Below are 22,896 nucleotides of genomic sequence, written 5' to 3'. Positions count from 1 at the left end.
CACAACTGAGTGTACGCATGCGCTGCCTGACATGGTAATATTGCATCAACAATACTGCTTGGTGCTGCCATGAACGAACAACCTAATAACCCCTTACACGGGCTTACCCTTGAAAAAATTGTCACTCAGTTACACGAACGCTATGGGTGGGACGGTCTATACTATCGCATTAAAATAAACTGCTTCAGCAGTGACCCGTCGGTGAAATCTTCACTGAAATTTTTGCGTAAAACACAATGGGCTCGAGACAAAGTAGAGCAGCTTTATATTCAAACTTTCAGCAAGTAAGCGCAAGCCACTGTCACTTGCGCTCGTGCCGTTCCGTTAGTTTACCGATAACGTAAAGCCATAGTGATAATCACGCCATGGTAACGTGTATTTAAACAGCGGTGGGGTCATCCAAGAGTCAGTTCCAGCCACTCCTCTTTGTTTGTAATCAATGTTGATAAACGGCGCGCTTTGCAACGGAATACTGTGCGGATGCGAACTGGTTTTTTCCAATATATCGTAGTTTAGAATATCGCGATATTCAGCATTGAAGCCAATGGTAGGCAGACCCGTTATAGTTACCACCGGCAGCGTATCGTTAGCGCTACTGACAAAGTTCACTTCATAAACATCACTACGATGCCCGTTTTCTTGTGGCCGAACATAATCATGCGCTAACGCTTTGATCGGCATGGCGTAACGCCCAAACAAGGCTGAGCTTTTACGATCCCAGTAGTTTTCATGGGGCCCACGCCCAAACCAAGCCACCGAGTCGTAATCGCCAGACAATTGAAAGCGGTATCCTATGCGCGGAAGGGCGGCATAAAATTGATTAGGTGCGGCAAGAAACCAAACATCAACTTCCAACGAGCCATTTTTATTTAGCGTGTACGTCGTTTGATAACGACTTTCAACAGTAGGCAAACGATGCTCGGTAGCAACCGTAATCTCCGTCGTACTCTTTTTAGATGTTAATGACACTAACTCTGCATGGCTTGCAGTATCTAGCCATACTTTACTTTTCTGAGGAAACCCTTCACCAAAGTCGTTATCTGTCGGCGCTCGCCAAAACCAAGGTAACAATTCAGAGCGCGTTAACGCTGTGCCTTGTTGCGTAATTGACGATAGCCAACCCGTATTTGTATCAATAGCAAAGCGTGTTTGGTCGTGCTGCAACACCCACTGCGTTTGGTGCTTTGTAAGCGAGAGCTCGCCGCTACGCTCAGCGTGGTTGCTTGGACTAGCATTATCTTTAACAGGGTAGACCAACTGTACGACTGCCACCTCATGCCCTTGCTGCAACCCGTGGCGCGCATTTTTTAGCATAAACCGTAAGGTTAAATGATAGCGAACACCAGGTAAAAACGTATGCGCCATCGCCAGCTTAATGTTTTCAGATGAACGTGCAGGCGTATCCAATGTGTTGTAAATACCGCTATCAACAATAATCCCATCGGCGAGCAACTCCCATTGCATATCCACATCGTCCAAGGCGGTAAAGAAACGGCGGTTTTCAACCGTTACAACATTTTCATGGTCAGTAGAAAGTGTGGCCGTGATATCTTGATATACCGATTTAACTTCAAAAGCATGGGGATGAAACTCACGGGTAGCGGTTAACAGGCCGTTCGCGGAGAAGTTGCCGTCATGGTATTGGCCCTGCGCTTCAAAGTCACCGCCGTAGCCTTGAAATTCGATACCTGACGCTGTTTTTGTCGTAATGGTCTGATCAACCCAGTCCCAAATAAATCCGCCCTGAAGCGCTTTATGTTTGCGAATTAACGCCCAATATTCACTAAGATTGCCGACAGAGTTACCCATTGCGTGTTCGTACTCACACAGGATCATGGGACGCTCATCACCAATTTCAACAAAGCTCTCCATTAATTCCAAAGACGCATACATTTGTGCATACATATCTGTATGTGGACGAAGCTGTGCTTGTTCTGACATGACTGGCAAAGACGTTCTTGCTTTTAGCCAGTCGTATAAATGTGCAATGTTAGGACCATCGCCACTTTCATTCCCTAAACTAAGCATTACTACTGATGCGTGGTTTTTACTGGCTTCGTACATATTGCTGATGCGGTCTTCGTAAGCGGCCTTCCAAGATGGTAAATTAACCATATGTTTTTCTTGGTTGTAGCTATGCCCTTGGTTCGCAGCACCAATGCCATGTGACTCGATATTCGCCTCATCGACAACATATATACCTAACTCATCAGCAAGTGCATACCAGGTGGCATTATTAGGGTAGTGGGAATTACGCACCGCGTTAATATTTAACGACTTCATTAAGATTAAATCGTTTCGCATTGATGCTTCACTTAGCACATGTCCAGTTACGGGGTCGTGTTCATGCCTATTAACGCCTTTAAACAAAACGGGCTTTCCATTGATTAACACATTCCCATTTTTTAACTCGCTGCGCCTGAAACCAACACGCAACCACGCTTCTTGCTGTAATGCGTCTTTTTCATCAACTAACCGAACCCTGACAGGATAAAGCGTAGGTGATTCGTGATTCCACAGTGCAACGTTAGTGAGTACCGTTTCAGGGATGATTGCTTGCATTGCGCCTGCTTGTCGTTTCACCTGCTGTTTGGTACGGTGTACGATGCCATTTGTGTCGTTAAAAACTGTGATATCGACATAACGATTTAGTGAAGGCTCTCCAGTTATCTCAATAGAGGCTGCAAATTGGCCTTGGCTATAATCTTCGGTTAGGTCTGTGTTTAGATGAATATCGCGAATACGAGTAGAAGGTGCGCGGTAAAGGAAAACATCCCGCTCTATTCCGCTTAAGCGCCACATATCTTGAAGTTCTAAGAAGCTTCCGTCTGACCAACGGTATACCTCTAACGCGATAATGTTTTCGCCCGGCGTCACCACATTTGAAATATCGAACTCGGCGGCGGTTTTACTGTCTTGAGAATACCCAACATAGTGCCCATTAACCCACACTTTGAACGCCGATTTAACGCCCCCGAAATAGGCGATAACGCTATCGTCTTCCCATGTTTCAGGTAAGGTAAAGCTGCGACGGTAGCGCCCTGTTGTATTTTCATCATGTGGAATTTTGCCTACTTCTGGCGGTGCACCATTCAGTGACGCATCGGCAAAATCGGCTCGCATGTTAACGTAATTAGGCACGCCATACCCGTTTAACGACCAATTTCCAGGCACTTGTATTGTGCCCCACCCTTTTGAATTAAATGCCACATCATAAAAGTTGCGAGGTTCGAGAAACGGCGATGGTGCAAATTGAAACGACCACTCGCCATTTAAGTTTACATAGTCATTGCTATGCCACGGTGTGTAAAGAAAACCTTGTTGCGACTCAGTATGAGCATAAAAATGCGCACGTGCGGGAAGCCTGTTTTGTGCAAAAACCGACGGATTTTCCCATAACTCAGGGGTGCTTGACGACGATGCGGTACTCGCAAACGATGTTGTATAAGAAGCGAACAGCACACATACAGCCAACAATAACGCAACGGGTGAACTTTTCATCAAAGAGTCTCGAAGTAACCATAATAACCCCATGGTAGGAAAACGTTTACCCAAAGTAAACCTATTCGTGTCGAAATGTTAATTAATCGTTACTTATGACTGGATCCGATGAGGCGATATAAAACAAAAGAGGAAAGGAAAAGAGGGAGCTGCATCCCCCTTTTCAATAAAATGAACAGTGTTACGCGTCGTTGTAGAGGGTGGCTATCCACTTTTCTTCAGTAATAAAATTCCAGTTATAGCGCTTCCATTTTTCATCTAACCCTGTTGCTTTGATATCGTCTAGCGACTTGCCTTGGGCCTTACGCGTTTTTACATCGTTAAACGTACTACGAATCATTTCAAGAAAGGCGGCATATTCTGCTTTGTTACTAACCATTCCGTGCCCTGGGATGATAACAGTATCGTCATCTATCTTGTCTAGCAGATGCTGTACCGACTCCATATAGCCTTCTACGTTTCCGCCAGCGCCTTGGTCAATGTAAGGAAACATACCATTGAAGTACAAGTCACCCGTGTGCAACACATCTGGCTGCTCGAACCACACTACACTGTCACCGTCTGTATGCCCTACTGGCAAATGCATAACGTGAACGGTCTCTCCGTTGAAGTATATTTTTATGCCATCATCATAAGTGACCGTAGGCAACGCTTCTGGTTTTATCTTTTCGTCGCTCGCTAGGCGTATACGCACATTTTCATGGGCAAAAATCGTTGCTCCCTTATGACTATGGAAAAATGCGTTCGACCCAGTGTGGTCGCCATGGTAGTGCGTATTTATTACGTACTTTGGTTTATCATCTCCGAGCTCACCTAGCTGTGCTGCTATTTTTTCAGCAAGCGGGGCAAACTGGTCATCGATAATAAGTACACCGTCTTCTCCCGCAGACACGCCTATGTTGCCCCCCATGCCAGTGATCATATGCACTGCACCTTTTATGGGAGTTGCTTTTACTTCAACATTGGCAAAGCGGTCTTGCGCTAGTGTGTTTGATGCAAACGACATCGTAAACACGGTTGACAGCAGCATGGCACTGCGTGATAACACATTGTTCATATTAATATTCCTTAGTGTAGGGCTTACCGACCGCTAATGGCCTTTTTTATTGATTCTATTTATGACTATTTGTGCCTTTCAGATCATTTTTCATCATCGGGAATATCGCCAACGTAAGCAAAGCGAGGAACCGATTCACCGTCGACCTCTACCGTTTCTGTAAACATCGTCAGCGGGCGGACCCATAATGCACGTTCACCATAACACGGACGATAAACCACCAACTTACTTTCATCTTCAGAGTGTGTCGCCACCTCGTAAACATCATAATCATTGCCTTTATAATGTCTGTAGCGCCCTGGTGCTTTTAATAATTGCTTAGTCATTGTTATCCTCAAAAGGTAGCGGTAATTGCAAAGTAGTATGGTTGCTGGCCAGCCCGATATGCAAACCAACGAGGCGAATGCCGCGGCCCTTCGCGCGCTCAAACGCTTCTTCCATTAGCGTTTCAAAGTAGCCTGCTTCTAATGTCACATGGCGATGTTCAACCGTGGTAAGTTGAAAGTCGTTAAACTTTAGCTTTACACCTTGTGTCCGCAATCTAACCTGCTTTCCGGTGCGTTTACTATGGTTTTCAATGCGCGTGTTCAATGTATCGAGTAAATGAGGTAAAAAGTCTTTTACCTCATCAAGGGTATGAATATCGTCACTGAGTGTACGCTCAACTCCTATGGATTTGCGCTCTCTCGATACAGACAATTCGCGCTCGTCGATACCATGTGCACGTTCCCACAACACGCTCCCGAATTTACCCAGCTCTTTCTGTATCCGTTCAAAAGGGTATGAGCGAACATCGTCGCAGGTGTTTAGCCCCAGACGCTGAAGCTTTTGCATGGTAACTTTTCCAACGCCGGGTATTTTTTTTAAGGGCATGCGCCTAACAAAGTCGTCAAGCTCACTTGGAGTAATAACACAAATTCCATCGGGCTTATTTTCATCGCTTGCTACTTTGGCAACAAATTTACATGGCGCCACCCCGGCAGATGCAGTTAGTCCCAACTCTTGTTGGATCCTTGCGCGTATTTCTTCGGCGATTAGCGTCGCACTTCCACCGCAAAACTGACTATCGGTTACATCAAGATAGGCTTCATCAAGCGACAATGGCTCTATAAGGTCGGTATAGTCAGAGAATATCTTTCGAATTTTTTGAGACTCGTTGGCATAAACGTCCATGCGCCCCTTAACCACAGTAAGATCAGGACACAGTTTTAACGCATAAGCGGTCGCCATTGCAGAGCGTACGCCAAACTTGCGGGCTTGATAGTTACAGGTTGATATCACTCCCCGTCTATCTGAGCTTCCGCCAATAGCGATAGGGATATTTTGAAGCGCTGGGTTATCCCGCATTTCAACCGCGGCATAAAAACAATCCATATCAACGTGGATAATTTTTCGCATGGATACTCGCATTGCCGCATTTATCGATTTGCTTGCACAAACCGTTAAACGCAAAACTGTACAAAAGAACAGTATAATAGCGGCTAACGAAGCGGTATACCAGCGCGACGGTTGATTACATAACGCAACTAAGGGTTTTTAGCAGCCACTTGTGGTTACATCAATAATAGGTTTTCCATCTTCCGAACGCGCGGCAGCGTATCTCACACGACAATTAGCCGGGTCTGGGGCATCGTCTAACGTAAGATTGATATTCCCAAGTCGTCCGGCGCAGTTACCGCCGCCCCACGTTAGTCCGTCGCTAACATCCATGGCATTTGCGATGCCACTCGGGTGCGGACATGGAAAACCACAGCGAAGGGTAATAGTTTGCCCAGCAAGTTCGACGGTAGGATCGGCACTACAATCGGTTTTGTTTTCAAGACGTGCTTTGTAATTAACTAATTCCGATGCGGTGCGCATTGCGCCTTCGGTTGACTCAAGCGTAGCGATACGGGCATCTGTGCCTAAATTGACTAATTTAGGCGCTACTGTGACAGCTAGAATGCCTAGAATAACAATCACGATAATGAGTTCTATTAACGTGAACCCTTTTACATTTACTTTCATAAGCGCATTATCCAACTGCAGAATAGATAAAAATGGTGTAGATATACGATACTATACGAGCCAAGGGCGCGTGAAAAGATCATTTACGCCAGACATTTACGTTATCGCAGCCAGTCTAATAACAAAAACGCCGCGTAGAGTACCTACGCGGCGTTTTCATCTAGAAGTAACGTTCATCAAATACTATAGAATTTGATTTTGCTTCCATTCATTCAATTTCTTCTGACGGGCTTCTTCTTTTTCCATCCGTGACTTTTTACGATCGCAGGGCTCTGGACAATCACAGGCTTTTTCAATGCCTAATGCACCCAAACCACCACAGCTTCCAGAAATTGATTTTCGCTGCACGATATAACCCACGGCCATCGCCGCAACCATGGCTAAAAAGAATCCAAATGCGAGAATAAATGTAGACATACCTACCTCTTAATTATGAACTGTTACCAGTTTATCAAATTCTGGCGATGCATACTCTTCAAAACCGTCATCAACGCGACGAATTAGGAATACAGCAAGTTGTTCTTGCTCTGCAAGCGCCTTTGCCTGTTCCCATCCCATTACGTTAAATGCCGTTGCAAGCCCGTCAGCGGTCATGGAAGAAGGATGTATCACGGTAACCGACACCAAATTATGAGAAATGGGCGAACCCGTTGTTGGGTCAATAAGATGCGAATAGCGCTTTCCGTCTTCTTCATAGTAATTTCGGTAGTCGCCCGATGTTGCAACAGCATTCGTCCCTATTGAGAGTACTTTTTGCACCGCGCGTTCAGTAGTCACTGGCTTTTCTATCGCAATAAGCCATTCGCTGCCATCGCCTCGCTGCCCTGTGACACGCATCTCACCACCAATTTCAACAAGGTAGTTAGTAATGTTATGTTTGTCGAGTATCGCAGCAACTTCATCCACACCGTAACCTTTTGCGATTGTCGATAAATCGACATAAAGCATCGGGTTACTCTTTCGAAGACCAGACCCAGTCGTCGATAATTTCGTATACCCTACGTAATCACGCACTGCATCAACGTCTGCCTGACTTGGCACTTTTTCTGGACGCTTCGTCGGACCAAAACCCCAAAGGTTCACAAGCGGCCCTACAGTGACGTCTAACACCCCCCCACTTAAACTTGCTAATCGCAATGCTTCATTAACAACAAACAAAGTGTCTGGTGAAGCGGCAAAGTTGTCAGTGTAGCGATATTGGTTAAAGCGCGATAATTCAGACGTCGGGTCATAGGTAGACATAAGTTTATTTATATCCACTAAACGGGCATCCATCTCTTGCTGAAGCCCTTCCTTTGGTGTTTCGCTCTCTAGCACATATTTTACATTATAAGTTGTGCCCATTGTTTGACCTTGCAAATGAACAACAGGGAGTGCCTTTTCACTGCAGCTAGCCAATATAAGAATGCTGAACGCTATCACTGCTAGCGCTATACGAGCATAAAATCGAATCACGTTGTTACCCTTTTTACTTAACAAAAAGGGGGCTAATGCCCCCTTCTTTAATCGTATGCTTTTAGATTAACCACCAAAGTCATCTAGCATAATGTTCTCGTCTTCAACACCTAGGTCTTTTAGCATGTTGATAACGGCTGCGTTCATCATAGGTGGTCCACACATGTAGAACTCACAATCTTCTGGCGCGGGGTGATCTTTCAGGTAGTTCTGAAGAAGCACTTGGTGAATAAAGCCAGTATAGCCTTCCCAGTTATCTTCAGGTTGAGGATCTGAAAGCGCTACATGCCATTTGAAGTTTTCATTTTCTGCTGCAAGCTCATCGAAATCTTCTACATAGAACATTTCACGAAGTGAACGAGCACCGTACCAGAAGCTGATCTTACGGTCAGACTTCAAACGACGAAGCTGATCGAAAATGTGTGAACGCATTGGAGCCATACCCGCACCACCACCTACGAACACCATTTCTGCGTCTGTGTCTTTGGCGAAGAATTCACCGAATGGACCAGAGATAGTCGCTTTGTCGCCTTCTTTAAGGCTCCAAATATACGATGACATCTTACCAGCAGGTAGGCTTAGGTTATTAGGCGGCGGCGTAGCAATACGCACGTTTAGCATAATAATGCCTTCTTCTTCTGGGTAGTTCGCCATTGAGTATGCACGAATAGTTTCTTCGTCAACTTTAGACTCAATATCAAAGAAGCCAAAACGTTCCCAATCGCCACGATATTCGTCTGGGATCTCAAACTCTTTGTACTTAACGTGATGCGCAGGGGCTTCAATCTGAATATAACCACCAGCACGGAAAGGAACACTTTCACCGTTAGGAATTTTAAGCTTAAGTTCTTTGATGAACGTTGCTTTGTTATCGTTAGAGATAACGTCGCAATCCCATTTCTTAACACCAAACACCGACTCTTCAAGTTCGATTTCCATGTCTTGCTTAATCGCAACCTGACACGACAAACGGCAGCCTTCGCGGGCTTCACCTTTTGTGATGTGATCAAGCTCAGTTGGTAAAATCTCACCACCACCTGAATGCACATCCACACGACACTGACCGCAAGAGCCACCGCCACCGCACGCTGAAGATACAAAGTAACCAGCATCTGCAAGTGCACCTAGCAACTTGCCGCCTGGCGCAGTTTTAATAGCTTTGTCCGGATCACCATTAATGGTAATAGTAACGTCACCGCTTGGTACCAATTTAGACTTGGCAAACATGATGATGAATACTAGTGCCAATACAATGGCAATGAACATGCCGACGCCTAGATAAATTTCTACGTTATTCATTTAAATGCTCCCGAGCTCGATTAAAGCTGAATACCAGTGAATGACTGGAAGCCTAACGCCATAAGACCCGCAATCATGAATACCGATCCAAGACCACGAATACCATCAGGCATGTCAGCGTATTTCAGCTTTTCACGTACAGCGGCCAATAGCACAATAGCGATTGCCCAACCGATACCACTTCCTACGCCGTAAACGACACTTTCGGTCAAGTTATATTCACGTTGAACGGCAAATGCTACACCACCAAAAATTGCACAGTTAACTGTAATTAGCGGTAGGAAGATACCAAGTGCGTTGTATAGCGCGGGAAAGAACTTATCCAAACTCATTTCTAATATCTGTACCAACGCAGCAATAACGCCGATGAAGGTTAAGAAGTTAAGAAAACTTAAGTCAGCGTCAGGGAAGCCTGCCCATGCAAGCGCACCTGGGGCAAGGATATTAACGTAAATAATTTGGTTAACCGGTACTGAGATACCCAATACAACGATTACCGCAACACCGAGACCCATTGCAGTTTTAACTTTCTTAGAGACCGCCAAGAAGGTACACATACCTAAGAAAAGTGATAACGCCATGTTCTCAACAAAGATTGAGCGAACAAATAACGACAAATAATGTTCCATGACTTACTCCTTAGGTTCTACTTGCTCTGGGCGAATGGTACGGATAAACCAAATCATGCCGCCGATTAAGAAGAATGAACTGAATGGTAAAATTAACAACCCATTACCTTGATACCAACCCCCATTTTGAACTAATGGAAGAATTTCAAAGCCTAAGATAGTACCAAAACCAAATAGTTCTTTAATTGTACCGATAACAACAAGAATGAACGAGTAACCTAAACCGTTACCAATACCATCCAAGAAGCTCATCAATGGTGGGCTCTTCATCGCGTATGCTTCAGCGCGACCCATTACAATACAGTTAGTAATAATTAGACCAACAAATACTGACAGCTGCTTCGATATTTCATACGAATACGCTTTTAGAATTTGGTCTACCACAATTACCAAAGACGCAATGATCGTCATCTGGATAATAATTCGAACACTTGATGGAATCTGGTTACGAATAAGTGAAATAAACAAGTTTGAGAACGCTACAACCGTAGTGAGCGCTAATGACATTACTAATGCTGTTTCAAGCTTAGTAGTAATTGCCAGTGCTGAACAAATCCCCAAAACCTGAAGGGCAATTGGGTTGTTGTCCACGATTGGCCCAAAGAGGGCCTTTTTCATTTCTTTAGTATCTGCCATGAGACTTCCCTTATGAACGCCATGCTTGGTTCTTCAGGAACTGGCCGAAGCCTTGCTCACCTACCCAATAACGAACTGTGTTTTCAACACCGTTACTAGTAAGGGTCGCACCTGAAAGCGCATCGATTGTGTGAGGATTGCTTGGGTTAGCGTTTTTCACTACACGGATAGCCACTTCGCCATTCTCGTATAATTCCTTGCCGTCCCACTTATCCTGCCATGCAGGGTTTTGCACTTCACCACCCAATCCTGGGGTTTCTTTTTGCTGATAGTAAATTAGCTCTCGTACGGTTTGACCGTCAGCGTCTAGCGCTAAGAAACCATACATGAGGTCCCAAAGGCCGCTACCATGGACAGGTAGGATAACGCGAGATACATCACCTGCAGCGTCTCGTACTAAATAAACACTAGCAACGTCTGGACGACGTTGGAAACCAACATTGCTGTTTGTTACTTGTGTGCTGTATTCAGTTTGCTTTGCTGCTTTATACATATCGTAATCTGGCTGAGGAGCGTCAACAAACGTGCCTTTTTCCAGATTAACGAAACGCTGTTCTACTCGTTCGCTGTAAGTGCTTTCAATAACACTGTTGCTCATACCCACTTCGTACAAACCTGCTGCGTTTAAGATATTACTCTTTTTGTCCAACGCCGCGTTAGTCTGTTGTAACGAGCGCAAGCCAACGGCTGAGCCTGATACTACAATCGAGCAAACTAAACATACTGCAACAACGATACCTACCGTTTTGCCTAAAGATTCTTTCTTAGCCGACACGTGCTACCCTCCGCTTGATATTGCTTTGTGCGACAAAATAGTCGAACAATGGCGCCCACAAGTTAGCAAAAAGAATTGCTAGCATCACACCTTCTGGGAAGGCTGGGTTAAGGACGCGTATCAGTACTGTCATAAAACCAATGAAGAAGCCGTATGCCCACTTACCTTGGTTAGTGAATGATGCAGATACTGGGTCTGTCGCCATAAAGAACATACCAAAGGCAAGTCCACCCACAACGAAGTGCCAGTATGCAGGCATTGCAAACATTGTATTGGTATCGCTACCAATGACATTAAGCAGCGTTGCGAAGAAGGCAACACCCAATGCTACACCAGCAACAATTCGCCAGCTTGCAATACGCATGTACATGATAAACAAACCGCCAATCATGATAGCCAATGCAGAAACCTCACCAGCAGAACCAGAAATCGTTCCGATAAAGCTGTTCATCCACAAGTCCATGTTTGCATAGTCAAGATTACCTGACGCCGCCTGGCTTAGTGATGTTGCACCCGAGTAACCATCTGCTGCTACCCATACTTGGTCACCTGAGATTTGAGCAGGATAAGCAAAGTAAAGGAATGCACGGCCAGATAGTGCTGGATTAAGAAAGTTACGGCCTGTTCCACCAAATACTTCTTTTGCGATAACAACACCGAAGGTGATACCTAGTGCTACTTGCCACAACGGAATGGTTGCAGGTAACGTTAATGCGAAAAGTACTGAGGTTACGAAGAAACCTTCGTTAACTTCATGCTTACGCACTGATGCGAAAAGTACTTCCCAGAAACCACCCACAATAAAGGTAGTGGCATAAATCGGTAACCAGAAACACGCGCCGTAGAAGAACATGCCTAGAACGCCGGCGTTAGATAAGTCTCCACCAAGAGCAGTGAATAAACCTGCTTGCCACGTATCTGGCAGTGTACCTGCACCAGCAGCAATAGCGTCTTGCGCTTGAAAGCCGATGTTGTACATACCAAAGAACATAGCTGGGAATGTTGCCATCCATACCATGATCATAATGCGTTTAAGGTCGATGCTATCACGCACGTGCGTGTTTGCTTTGTTTACTTTACCCGGCGTATAAAAGATGGTTGCCGCTGCTTCATAAAGCGCATACCACTTTTCATGCTTACCACCCGGCTCGAAGTTCGGTTCGATTTTTTCTAAATACGCTTTTAAACCCATGACTTAACCCTCTTTCTCTATCGTGGCCAAACAGTCGCGTAAAATAGGACCATAGTTGTATTTGCCAGGGCATACATAAGTACACAATGCCAAATCTTCTTCATCCAATTCTAAACAACCCAACGTCTGAGCACTGTCAGTATCACCAGAAATCAGGTCTCTAAGCAGAAGCGTAGGAATGATATCTAGGGGCATAACGCGTTCATAATTACCAATTGGAACCATAGAACGTTCAGAACCATTGGTAGTTGTTGTCATATCAAATTTCTTGCTACCACCTAGGTGTCCTAGGTAAGCACGTGTCACTGAGTGTTTGTCCGAACCTGGAGTAATCCAGCCTAGGAATTTTTTCTCGCGACCTTCTTTTAGTAGTGAAACTTGGGTGTGGAAACGACCTAAGAAGCCGTGAACGCCTTGTGCAGTTGTACCGTTAAGTACTGAGCCTGAAACAACACGTACGTCACCGTCGGCCTGTTCGCCATCGGTAAGTTCAGTAAGGTCGGCACCGATAACCGTGCGAACAAGACGAGGGTTAGTTGCAGCAGGACCTGCTAGCGAAATAACACGACGGTTATCTAGCTCACCTGTTGTTAACAACGCACCAATCGCCATCACATCTTGATAGTTTACATGCCATACGATTTTGCCAAGACCAGCAGAATCGAGATAATGGATATGTGTACCAACAAGACCAGCAGGGTGTGGGCCGCCAAATTCTTCAACGTCTACGGCTGCATCGCCAGTAGCTACTGAAGCACCTGGTGCTTTACACACAAAGACCTTTCCGCCGCTCAACTGTGTCAACGCTCTAAGACCATTAACGAAATCGTCTTGGCGTTCAGCGATGATAACAGCAGGATCTGCCGCTAACGGATTAGTGTCTATCGCTGTAACAAAGATTGAACTTGGGACAGAATCTAGCGCTGGAGCCTTGCTGAATGGGCGCGTACGTAACGCTGTCCACATACCAGACTCAACGAGGATTGACTGAAGTTGCTCACGTGACGCGCTCGCAATCTGATCAGCAGCAATGGTGTCAAAAGTGACGGTATCGCTACCGCTTACTTTAACAACTACTGATTGCAGAACACGTTTTGCACCACGGTTAACCTCTACCACTTCACCCGCAGCTGGGGCAGTGAATTTAACGCCAGGGTTCTTTTTGTCTTCAAAAAGAACCTGACCTTTCTTCACTACATCGCCAACTTGGACGTGCATGGTAGGGCGCATACCCACATATTCTTCTCCCAGAATGGCAACGCGCGATACAGCAGACGCTTCAGCAATCTCCTGTTTCGGCGCTCCCTCAATTGGGAGGTCGAGACCTTTCTTGATTTTTATCATATGTAATTGCACTACTCTAATAGAAATACCCTTTTGCATGACCGCAGTAAACCTGCCTGTCAGCATGCAAAAAAGCATTAAAAACAGGTGTTAAACACCTTTAATTATTTGAATGACGGAACTTGCTACGTTGTCACAGCCTGGTTACTTTTTAACCGTGACGTTTATTTGTTATAGACCAACATCAGAATTTTACACCTTTTTATGGTTTTATCGGCGCAATCACTGCTGCTGTTGAGTGAAGGTAGATAAGCCCCCCACTTAATGTCGGGATTTTAGCATTAACAAATGGGTTTGTGCCATGCAAATCACGATTAAAGCTAAAAATTTCTACAATTTAATGTAAATTTTTTAACTCACATCCCGTTATTAGGTGTTAAAAAGCCGTCAATTAAGACGGCTTTTAAATGTACAGGTGGTTTCAAGCACTACCAATCTATTTGAATCTCAACATCTCGTTCATAATCAACAGCATCAATGTCGAAACCGAAAAGTTTCAAGAACTCATGGTGGTAGCCTTTATAGTCGCTCAACTCATGAAAATTCTCTTGGGTAACTTGGTCCCATAGCGCCTTAATCTTAGCTTGTGTTGCATCATTGGTTTCTTTTCCGTCCATGCGGAATCGATTCGCTTCATCTAGCGTGGGAGTATCACCAAATAAGCATTCAGTGAAAAGCCCATGAATTTGTTCAATACACCCTTCGTGCGTTCCCTCTTCTTTCATTACTTTGTAAATCAAAGAAATATATAAGGGCATGACGGGGATTGCTGAACTGGCTTGAGTCACCAATGCTTTCAACGAACTAACGTTAGCTTGTACCAGTAACTTACTATTTTTACCTATGATTGCCGCAGCAGCTCGATCTAAGTCTTCCTTTGCTTTACCAATGGTCGCTTGGCCGTAAATTGGCCATGTTAGCTCTTTGCCAATATAGGTGTAAGCTGTGGTTTTGCAGCCCTCAGCAAGTACGTCGGCGTCACGCAGGAAGTCCATCCAACGTTCCCAATCTTCGCCACCCATCACTTTTATCGTATTTAAGATTTCGTCGTTATTGGCAGGTTCCAACGACACGTCATGCACTTTGTCTTTATCGGTGTCATAGGTTTTGGTGGTGTACGCTTGACCCACTGGCTTAAGCGTCGATTTATATGTCACTCCAGTTTCGGGGTCGGTACGACGAGGCGACGCCAAACTGTAAATTACGAGGTCCACTTTACCCATCTCGGCTTTAATCTTTTCAATAGCCTGTGCTTTTATCTCATCAGAAAACGCGTCGCCATTAATGGTATCTGCATACACGCCTTTCTTTTTCGCTTCGCTATGAAACGCGGCCGTGTTGTACCAGCCTGCAGTCCCGGTTTTACGTTCGGTCGGTGCCTTTTCAAAACAAACACCAAGCGTGTTTGCACCATATCCAAATGCTGATGTAATACGCGATGCTAAGCCATATCCAGTAGAGCTGCCGATCACAAGCACGTTTTTAGGGCCTTCGCCAATGTTTCCTTTGCTTTCAATATAAGCAATTTGTTCTGCAACCGATGCTGCACAGCCCACAGGATGAGCATTCGTGCAAATAAAGCCTCGTACTTTAGGCTTAATAACCATATTCATTTTCCTTTTATTAGCGTGCGCGTATTGTAAACATGCATGGGCGTTTAACAACTCGGAGCAGATGCGCTTAAGTAACCTGCGCATTGCAACAACGTTTCTCACGCAGTGAATGAAAACCGAAAACGTAACCTCGTTTAACGACCGTTCTTATTATTACCCATGTCTTTGAAAATTAGCTACTTACATCATCATGAGTTTTCATATAAACGCAGTGCTACTAAGAAAAAAAGGGCTTACATCCTACTGATGTAAGCCCTTTTTACGGTGGGTATTAAAATACGTTATTCGCGGTTTTTATAATATTCTTGGTCTGCAAGTTTGTGATAGGCCGCTACATCTTTATAAAAAGCTTGGTAGTTGCTGTAGATTCTTGCGAAGTCCGCGTCTTCTTCGGAAAGGCGCGTCATCACTTTTTTGGTGGCTTGCTTCAGCGCTTTCATTACATCATCAGGCAACGGTTTCACTTTTACGCCGTGTTCGTTAATGAGTGATTGCATGGCGCTGTTATTGCGTGCCGTGTATTCATCAAGCATGTCTTGGTTTACCGCGCGAATGGCAATACGCACAATAGATTGCAAGTCGCTAGGTAAGGTATCAAAGGCTTCTTCATTGACAATGAATTCAAGCATAGTACCCGGCTCGTGCCAACCTGAGTGATAGTAATACTCCGCCGCTCTATGTAAGCCAAACGCTAAGTCGTTGTATGGCCCCACCCATTCAGTCGCATCAATAGCCCCTGTTTGTAGCGATACAAATATTTCGCCGCCAGTGAGGGTCACAGGCACGCCGCCCACTTCTTTAAATACTTCTCCACCAAGCCCTGGGATGCGCATGTTAATGCCGGCGAAATCATCAAGGCTATTGATTTCTTTTTTAAACCAGCCCGCCATTTGCACTCCGGTGCTACCGCCAGCAAAAGGAATAACACCAAACGGCTTATACAGCTCCTGCCATAATTCTAGACCGCCACCATAATGTAACCATGCATTCATTTCATTCGCTGTCATCCCAAAGGGAATGGCAGAAAATATAGGTGCAGCCGGAATTTTCCCTTTCCAGTAGTATGATCCCGCATGACCCATTTGCGCCGTGCCTTGCGCAACCGCGTCGAATACTTCAAACCCAGGAACTAATTCACCCGCCCCATATACCGATACCTTTAAACGCCCACCTGACATTTCTTCTACATATTGAGCAAATGTTTCAGGCCCTCTGCCGAGGCCCGGGAAGTTTTTCGGCCAGGCTGTCACCATCTTCCATTCATAGGTTTTTGCCGGCTCTACAGCAGAAGTAGAGACCGTTTCTTTTTCTGAACATCCGCTTAGTGCAGTCAAAGCAAGGACACTGGCCAATGACAGCAGTGCTTTTGTTATTTTCATAATGGTTATCTCGATGGGTTATATACAATATCTGGCAACCATGTGGCGAGTTCTGGCCATATGGCAAGGGCTAATAATAATAATAGCTGTATAGCAATAAATGGCACCACCCCACGGTAAATATCCGACGTTTTCACCTCAGGAGGAGCAACACCTCGTAAATAGAATAGTGCAAAGCCAAAGGGCGGCGTTAGGAAAGACGTTTGAAGGTTTACGGCTAACATAATGCCTAGCCACACGGGGTCTAGCCCCATCGCTAACAAAATAGGCGCAACAATGGGAACGACAACAAACGTTATTTCGATAAAATCCAAAATAAAGCCGAGCACGAAGACTAGTAGCATGACCAAGACCATAGCGCCAATCACGCCACCGGGTAGATTAGTCAGAAATTCTTGAACAAGATGCTCTCCGCCAAACCCTCGAAACACCAAGGAAAATACCGACGCGCCTATAAGGATCATAAAGACCATACATGTAATTTTCGTCGTATCTTGCATGGCACTTTTTAGTACGAGCTTTGTAAGTTTACGCTGCGTAAGCGCTAAAACTACAGCGCCCATCGCACCGACACCGGCCGCTTCCGTGGGTGTTGCATACCCACTAAGTATCGACCCTAATACCAGTAAAATGAGTACAAGCGGCGGAACAAGAGCATGCAGTAACGACGGCGTATCCCCCTTATTTTCTTCAGAAAGAGCAGCCTGTATATCAGAGTGAGTGCTCACTCCTTTCATATTTGAAATATTACTAAGGAAGACAACGTAGATAAGATAAAGCACAACAAGTAGTAGGCCTGGAAGTAGTGCCCCGACAAACAAATCGCCAACAGATACCGAGTCAGGAGAGAAAATCCCCATCGATAACTGCGCTTTTTGGTAAGCACTTGATAGTACATCGCCAAGCAATACGAGAGCGATGGAAGGCGGAATGATTTGCCCAAGTGTCCCCGTGGCGCAAATAGTGCCAGTGGCAAATGAAGGGCTATAACCACGATTGAGCATCGCGGGTAAAGACAATAGCCCCATTGTCACCACGGTAGCGCCCACAATGCCGGTGCTTGCCGCCAATAACATGCCCACTATAACTACTGATACGGCCATTCCTGACTGGTATCGCCCCATTAACGACGACATGGCAAGCAGCAGGTTCTCAGCTACTTTCGACTTTTCTAGCACCACCCCCATAAAAACAAAGAGCGGGACAGCAATCAGGGTTTGATTAGTAAGAATACCGTAAAAGCGACTGGGTAACGCATTAAGATAGCTGGGGTCAAATGCACCGACAACATAGCCTATTCCTGCAAAAATCAACGATGTACCCGCTAAGGTGAATGCCACTGGGAAACCAAACATGAGTGCGCCACACACACATAGGAAAAGAACAATTGCCATCCATTCCATTAGCGCTGCGCTCCGTGCTTAATGGTATGCAGGTTGCGCACGATATCAGATACACCTTGTAGCAGCAGTTGCACCGACATAACAATAATCAGTGATTTAAGAATGAACACTAATGGAAGTCCACCGGCCTCTTTTGACCCTTCAAGCAAACGCCATGACTCGCTTACGTAAGAGAAACTGTAAATAATGACAACGATGGTCAACGGCATAAGAAACAGCACTGTACCCGCCACGTTCACCCACGCTTTTCGAGCAACCGACCAGTTTCGGTACAACACATCAACCCTTACGTGTCCGTCCGCGCGCAGCGTGTAGGCCATACCCAACATAAACACTATACTGTGGAGATACATTACCGACTCTTGAAGTGCTATCCAGCCGCTATTAAACCCATAGCGCAGCACAACAATAGAAAAAGTCACGATAACCATCAGTAGTGTAGCCGTACTGACTACACCAAAGATGAACGCGTTGCACTTATCAATAACCGAAAGCGGCATCTGATGCATTGATGTTGGAGATTCATTACTACTGGCAAGCGCCATACTGACGATCCACCCACTTTACTTAACAGTTTTTTTACATAACGCTAGAGTAATGAGTTTCTATTTGTTTGCCAATGCTTTGCGCAAAAAATTAGTGAGTTGAAGAAACAAGATAACATTTATTGTTTTAATGAGGCGAGAAGCCATGAAAGCAGGTAATGATGCGAGAGAAGACGACAAATAAAACAAGTAAGCAGGTAACCCTGCTTACTTGCATGACGATGAATTAACCCAGTATATCTAGCAATTCAACATCGAAAATTAGCGTGCTGTAAGGAGCAATGGCCGCGCCTGCACCCTGTTCGCCGTATGCAAGGTCATGTGGTACGTATATACGCAATTTACCACCAACTTTCATAAGCTGAAGCGCTTCAGTCCAACCTTTGATAACGCCACCAACTGGGAACTCAGCTGGCTGTCCGCGCTCGTAAGAGCTGTCAAACGTTGTGCCATTAATCAATGTACCGTGGTAATGAACACGCACTGTGCTAGCAGGAACAGGCGTTTCACCGTCACCTTCTGCAAGTACTTCATATTGTAAGCCAGACTCAGTTACGCTTACTTCGTCACGCTTTGCGTTATCTTCAAGGAATACCTTACCTTCTTCGATAACCGCTTTGCTTGCTTCTTCTTTTTCAGCTTGCATACGGTTATGGATCTCACCAAATGCATCGCGAAGTGTGTCGTTATCCACTTGAGGTGCAGAACCTGAAAACGCATCTTTTAAACCGGCAACTACCGCATCAATGGCTAATCCATCAAAAGGATTTGATTGTAGTTGTTGACCCATTTGAAAACCAATGCCGTAACTCGCTTGGGTTTCTACCGTATTGAATGTATCAGTCACAAGAACTCCTGAAAGTAAATTACAAATGCAGTACAAATTTCAAACAAATCGCATTTTTCGATTTTGTTTCTGCATTTTCCGGTGCAGGAGTGTATCACACCAGAAAAAATCTTGCTTTGCGCAATGGTCGACAGGCCCTTAAAGTACCAAATTATTGTAAATTATAACTGAAAGTGGTTAGACAAGCTGCTCATGACGCAGTATGGTTAAGGCCATATATTTAGGAGGATAGCATGCAAACACATCACGATGCTGAACTAAAAGATACCGTCCGGTACCTTGGAAAGACCCTTGGTGAAACTATTCAAAACCAATTGGGTGATGAATGGCTAGAAAAGATTGAAAAAATCAGAAAAGACGGCCGCGCGTCGTATCAAGGCGATATCTCTTGCAGTGAAGAACTGAAAGAAACTTTCAAAACAATGTCGGACGACGACTTGCTTACCGTAGGTCGTGCTTTTGCTCAATTTCTAAATTTAGGCAATATTGCCGAGCAAGAATATACCAGCGCAATGAATGTCGACGCGTCAATTGATACGCTCTTTGAACATTTAGACAAAGCTGAACTTACTGCCGAGAAAGTACAAGAAGCCGTAGGTAAACTAAATATTGATCTTGTTCTTACCGCTCACCCAACAGAAGTTACGCGACGTACGCTGATCCACAAGCATAAAGAGCTTGCTAACTGCCTTCAGTCGGTGCATCAAGAATCACTTAACGATGTTGAGCGCATGAAAGTGGAAACACGCATTGCCGACCTTATTGCGCAGGCATGGCACACAGAAGAAATTCGTTCAGTGCGCCCTACTCCGGTTGATGAAGCACGCTGGGGATTCTCAGTAATAGAAAACTCGTTGTGGGAAGCAGTACCGGATTTTCTAAGAGAACTTGATGGCCGTTTAAACCAAGATTACGACATCTCGCTTCCACTTGATGCATCACCAGTACAATTTAGCTCTTGGATGGGCGGCGATCGCGATGGTAATCCGTTCGTAACGTCAACAGTAACCGAACAAGTACTATTGCTTGCGCGTAAACGTGCCGCTAAGTTATTCGCTATCGACCTAGACCGCCTTCAAGTAGAGCTGTCAATGTACGATTGTAACGACGCCCTTCGCGAAAAAGTAGGTGATGCAAATGAACCGTACCGTGCACTGTTGCGTCCGTTGGTGGAACGTTTTGTTGCAACGCGAGATGGCATTGCCGACTATTTAGCAGGTAACAGCCCTGACACTTCAAACTGGATAGAAAGCAACGAAGAACTAATTGATGCACTGTTGCTATGCCATCAATCACTTATCGATTGTGGTATGCAGGTTGTCGCGAACGGCTTGTTACTTGACACCATTCGTCGCGCTAATGTATTCGGTATTCATCTTCTTCGATTAGACGTACGCCAAGACTCTGAACGCCACTCTGATGTGTTTAGCGAACTGACTCGTTATTTAGGCTTGGGCGACTACGCTCAGTGGAGCGAAGCGGATAAACAAGCATTCTTGCTTCGGGAGCTGGGCTCAAAACGTCCGCTTTTCCCTGCGCAATGGGATGCATCAGACGATGTAAAAGAAGTACTTAATACGTGTAAGGTAGTTGCCAAACACAGTAAACATGGCTTTGGCATTTATATTATCTCAATGGCAAGTGAGCCATCTGATGTATTGGCCGTTCAGTTATTATTGAAAGAAAGTGGTGTTGATTGGCCTATGCCAGTAGCACCGCTTTTTGAAACGCTAGACGATTTAAATAACTCACCAGACGTAATGCGTAAGTTACTCTCTATCGACTGGTATCGTGGTTATGTGAAAGGCCGTCAATTCGTCATGATTGGCTATTCTGACTCTGCGAAAGATGCAGGCGCACTAGCAGCTGGCTGGGCACAATACCAATCGCAAGAGGCATTGGTTGCGATCGCAGAAGAATACGATGTATCGCTAACCCTTTTCCACGGCCGGGGCGGTACAATCGGTCGTGGTGGCTTACCTGCACACGCAGCTATCTACTCACAGCCTCCTGGTTCGTTAGAAGGTGGGTTCCGTGTCACAGAACAAGGTGAAACTATTCGCTATAAGTTCGGTATGCCGAAATTAGCGAAACGCAGTTTGGGTATTTATGCCAGTGCTATTATTGAAGCCATGTTGTTCCCACCGCCAGCACCAAAACAAGAGTGGCGAGAACTTATCACCACTATGGCGGGCCAAGGACGCGATAACTATCGTGCTACCGTGCGCCACGATGAAGAGTTTGTACCTTATTTCCGCGTTGCTACGCCAGAGCAAGAATTGGGCAAACTGCCACTAGGTAGCCGTCCTGCGAAGCGTAAACCACAAGGTGGTATTGAAAGTTTACGTGCGATTCCATGGATTTTCGCATGGGCACAAACGCGCCTAGTACTGCCAAGTTGGTTAGGAGTAATGCGCGCGATAGACAGCGTGAAAACGCCGGAAAACGAAAAAGTAGTTAACGAAATGTTCAGTGAATGGCCGTTCTACCGCTCTCGTCTATCAATGCTAGACATGGTGTTTCACAAGGCTGACCCGCGCATCAGTGAAGCCTACGACGAGCGCCTTGTACCTAAAGAGCTTAAACACTTCGGTGAAGCACTTCGTAGCGAGCTTAAAGAAAGTATTTCATCGCTACTTGCTATTACTGGTGACGACGACATTATGAAGAACGACCCGCAAGGTAGAGAGTCGATGGAGATACGCGCAGCGTACCTGCAGCCCCTTCACTATCTTCAGATTGAACTTCTTGACCGTATCCGTAAAGCCGGTGACGATGCACAGAACACAAGCTTAGAGCGTGCTATGATGGTAACCATCACGGGTATTGCAACCGGTATGCGTAACACGGGCTAATAAACCATTGTTAGTGTAAACAAAGACCCGCGTTCAACGCGGGTTTTTTTATACCCCATTTTCGCAACCGCTCTATTAGGCCATCTGCCTATTAAAGTGGCACGCTTTTAACCGACTGTTTTGTTCGCAACGCTGTTAATCCACTCTCTAGGGACAGTTACCATCTAGTATTACTCACTATATTGTTAAGCCTATAGTAACAGGCGTTCTCTCTTTCACTAGCGCACAAGGGTGCCGTGGCAAAGCGTATATGGATGTAACAAAAAAAAGGCTGGATACGTAAGGTCGTACAGACTGTCTGCGGCAGTGATGCTGCAGCCAAGTCTCCATAGATGGAGTCTCGGCGTGTCTGTAATGGC

At 45.3% G+C, this 22,896-nt stretch carries 20 protein-coding genes; 2 read left to right on the top strand and 18 right to left on the bottom strand.

Going from position 1 to position 22,896, the window contains the following annotated elements; all coding sequences use genetic code 11:
• The first annotated feature begins 69 nt into the window (after positions 1–69).
• Positions 70–288, top strand: coding sequence for a VF530 family protein (locus tag AC27EZ_RS15935; protein ID WP_487136270.1), 219 nt, complete (start codon positions 70–72; stop codon positions 286–288).
• Positions 289–324: 36 nt separating this feature from the next.
• Here AC27EZ_RS15935 and AC27EZ_RS15930 read toward each other — a convergent pair whose 3' ends face one another.
• The 18 genes from AC27EZ_RS15930 to bamJ form a co-directional block, all read right to left on the bottom strand.
• On the bottom strand, positions 325–3,501 hold the full coding sequence (locus AC27EZ_RS15930; protein WP_487136269.1) for a glycoside hydrolase family 2 TIM barrel-domain containing protein: 3,177 nt from the start codon (positions 3,499–3,501) through the stop codon (positions 325–327).
• A 181-nt stretch (positions 3,502–3,682) separates the two neighbouring features.
• Complete coding sequence (locus tag AC27EZ_RS15925) at positions 3,683–4,531, bottom strand: MBL fold metallo-hydrolase (RefSeq protein ID WP_487136336.1); 849 nt, start codon at positions 4,529–4,531, stop codon at positions 3,683–3,685.
• A 110-nt stretch (positions 4,532–4,641) separates the two neighbouring features.
• A complete protein-coding gene (locus tag AC27EZ_RS15920; protein WP_487136268.1) occupies positions 4,642–4,884 on the bottom strand; it encodes a DUF1653 domain-containing protein in 243 nt (80 codons plus the stop codon).
• Positions 4,877–5,956, bottom strand: a complete 1,080-nt coding sequence (dinB, locus tag AC27EZ_RS15915) for a DNA polymerase IV (RefSeq protein ID WP_487136267.1) — start codon at positions 5,954–5,956, stop codon at positions 4,877–4,879. The genes AC27EZ_RS15920 and dinB overlap by 8 nt, the downstream gene beginning before the upstream one ends.
• A gap of 138 nt (positions 5,957–6,094) precedes the next feature.
• A complete protein-coding gene (locus AC27EZ_RS15910) occupies positions 6,095–6,565 on the bottom strand; it encodes a prepilin-type N-terminal cleavage/methylation domain-containing protein (protein ID WP_487136266.1) in 471 nt (156 codons plus the stop codon).
• A gap of 183 nt (positions 6,566–6,748) precedes the next feature.
• The gene (gene nqrM / locus AC27EZ_RS15905; protein WP_487136265.1) at positions 6,749–6,982 is read right to left on the bottom strand and encodes a (Na+)-NQR maturation NqrM; all 234 of its coding nucleotides are present in this window, start codon (positions 6,980–6,982) and stop codon (positions 6,749–6,751) included.
• A gap of 9 nt (positions 6,983–6,991) precedes the next feature.
• Entirely contained in the window at positions 6,992–8,020 is a 1,029-nt protein-coding gene (locus tag AC27EZ_RS15900; protein ID WP_487136264.1) for an FAD:protein FMN transferase, read from the bottom strand.
• Between the two features lie 66 nt (positions 8,021–8,086).
• Positions 8,087–9,319 carry an NADH:ubiquinone reductase (Na(+)-transporting) subunit F gene (nqrF, locus tag AC27EZ_RS15895; protein ID WP_487136263.1) on the bottom strand — a complete coding sequence of 411 codons (1,233 nt, stop codon included), beginning with the start codon at positions 9,317–9,319 and terminating at the stop codon, positions 8,087–8,089.
• Between the two features lie 20 nt (positions 9,320–9,339).
• The gene (gene nqrE / locus AC27EZ_RS15890) at positions 9,340–9,948 is read right to left on the bottom strand and encodes an NADH:ubiquinone reductase (Na(+)-transporting) subunit E (RefSeq protein ID WP_487136262.1); all 609 of its coding nucleotides are present in this window, start codon (positions 9,946–9,948) and stop codon (positions 9,340–9,342) included.
• A 3-nt stretch (positions 9,949–9,951) separates the two neighbouring features.
• Positions 9,952–10,584, bottom strand: coding sequence for an NADH:ubiquinone reductase (Na(+)-transporting) subunit D (locus AC27EZ_RS15885; protein ID WP_487136261.1), 633 nt, complete (start codon positions 10,582–10,584; stop codon positions 9,952–9,954).
• A 10-nt stretch (positions 10,585–10,594) separates the two neighbouring features.
• Positions 10,595–11,359, bottom strand: coding sequence for a Na(+)-translocating NADH-quinone reductase subunit C (locus AC27EZ_RS15880; RefSeq protein ID WP_487136260.1), 765 nt, complete (start codon positions 11,357–11,359; stop codon positions 10,595–10,597).
• Positions 11,349–12,551, bottom strand: a complete 1,203-nt coding sequence (locus AC27EZ_RS15875) for an NADH:ubiquinone reductase (Na(+)-transporting) subunit B (protein ID WP_487136259.1) — start codon at positions 12,549–12,551, stop codon at positions 11,349–11,351. Before AC27EZ_RS15875 ends, AC27EZ_RS15880 begins: the two co-directional genes overlap by 11 nt.
• A gap of 3 nt (positions 12,552–12,554) precedes the next feature.
• Positions 12,555–13,895: a Na(+)-translocating NADH-quinone reductase subunit A gene (locus AC27EZ_RS15870; RefSeq protein ID WP_487136258.1), complete on the bottom strand. Its 1,341-nt coding sequence runs from the start codon at positions 13,893–13,895 to the stop codon at positions 12,555–12,557.
• A gap of 428 nt (positions 13,896–14,323) precedes the next feature.
• On the bottom strand, positions 14,324–15,502 hold the full coding sequence (gene fabV / locus AC27EZ_RS15865) for an enoyl-ACP reductase FabV (RefSeq protein ID WP_487136257.1): 1,179 nt from the start codon (positions 15,500–15,502) through the stop codon (positions 14,324–14,326).
• 287 nt (positions 15,503–15,789) lie between these two features.
• Positions 15,790–16,887 (bottom strand): TRAP transporter substrate-binding protein, encoded by a 1,098-nt coding sequence (locus AC27EZ_RS15860; protein ID WP_487136256.1) that lies wholly within the window; start codon positions 16,885–16,887, stop codon positions 15,790–15,792.
• A 5-nt stretch (positions 16,888–16,892) separates the two neighbouring features.
• Entirely contained in the window at positions 16,893–18,290 is a 1,398-nt protein-coding gene (locus tag AC27EZ_RS15855; protein ID WP_487136255.1) for a TRAP transporter large permease, read from the bottom strand.
• Complete coding sequence (locus AC27EZ_RS15850) at positions 18,290–18,835, bottom strand: TRAP transporter small permease subunit (protein ID WP_487136254.1); 546 nt, start codon at positions 18,833–18,835, stop codon at positions 18,290–18,292. Before AC27EZ_RS15850 ends, AC27EZ_RS15855 begins: the two co-directional genes overlap by 1 nt.
• A gap of 226 nt (positions 18,836–19,061) precedes the next feature.
• A complete protein-coding gene (gene bamJ, locus AC27EZ_RS15845) occupies positions 19,062–19,682 on the bottom strand; it encodes a BamJ family beta-barrel-assembly machinery protein (RefSeq protein WP_487136253.1) in 621 nt (206 codons plus the stop codon).
• Between the two features lie 233 nt (positions 19,683–19,915).
• Between bamJ and ppc the strand changes: the two genes are divergently transcribed.
• Positions 19,916–22,537, top strand: a complete 2,622-nt coding sequence (gene ppc, locus AC27EZ_RS15840; RefSeq protein ID WP_487136252.1) for a phosphoenolpyruvate carboxylase — start codon at positions 19,916–19,918, stop codon at positions 22,535–22,537.
• Positions 22,538–22,896: the final 359 nt, after the last annotated feature.

This window comes from Alteromonas sp. 4NH20-0056 (assembly GCF_057539655.1).
Note: the sequence above shows the minus strand (reverse complement) of the source record. Positions and strands in the feature narration are given on the sequence as shown.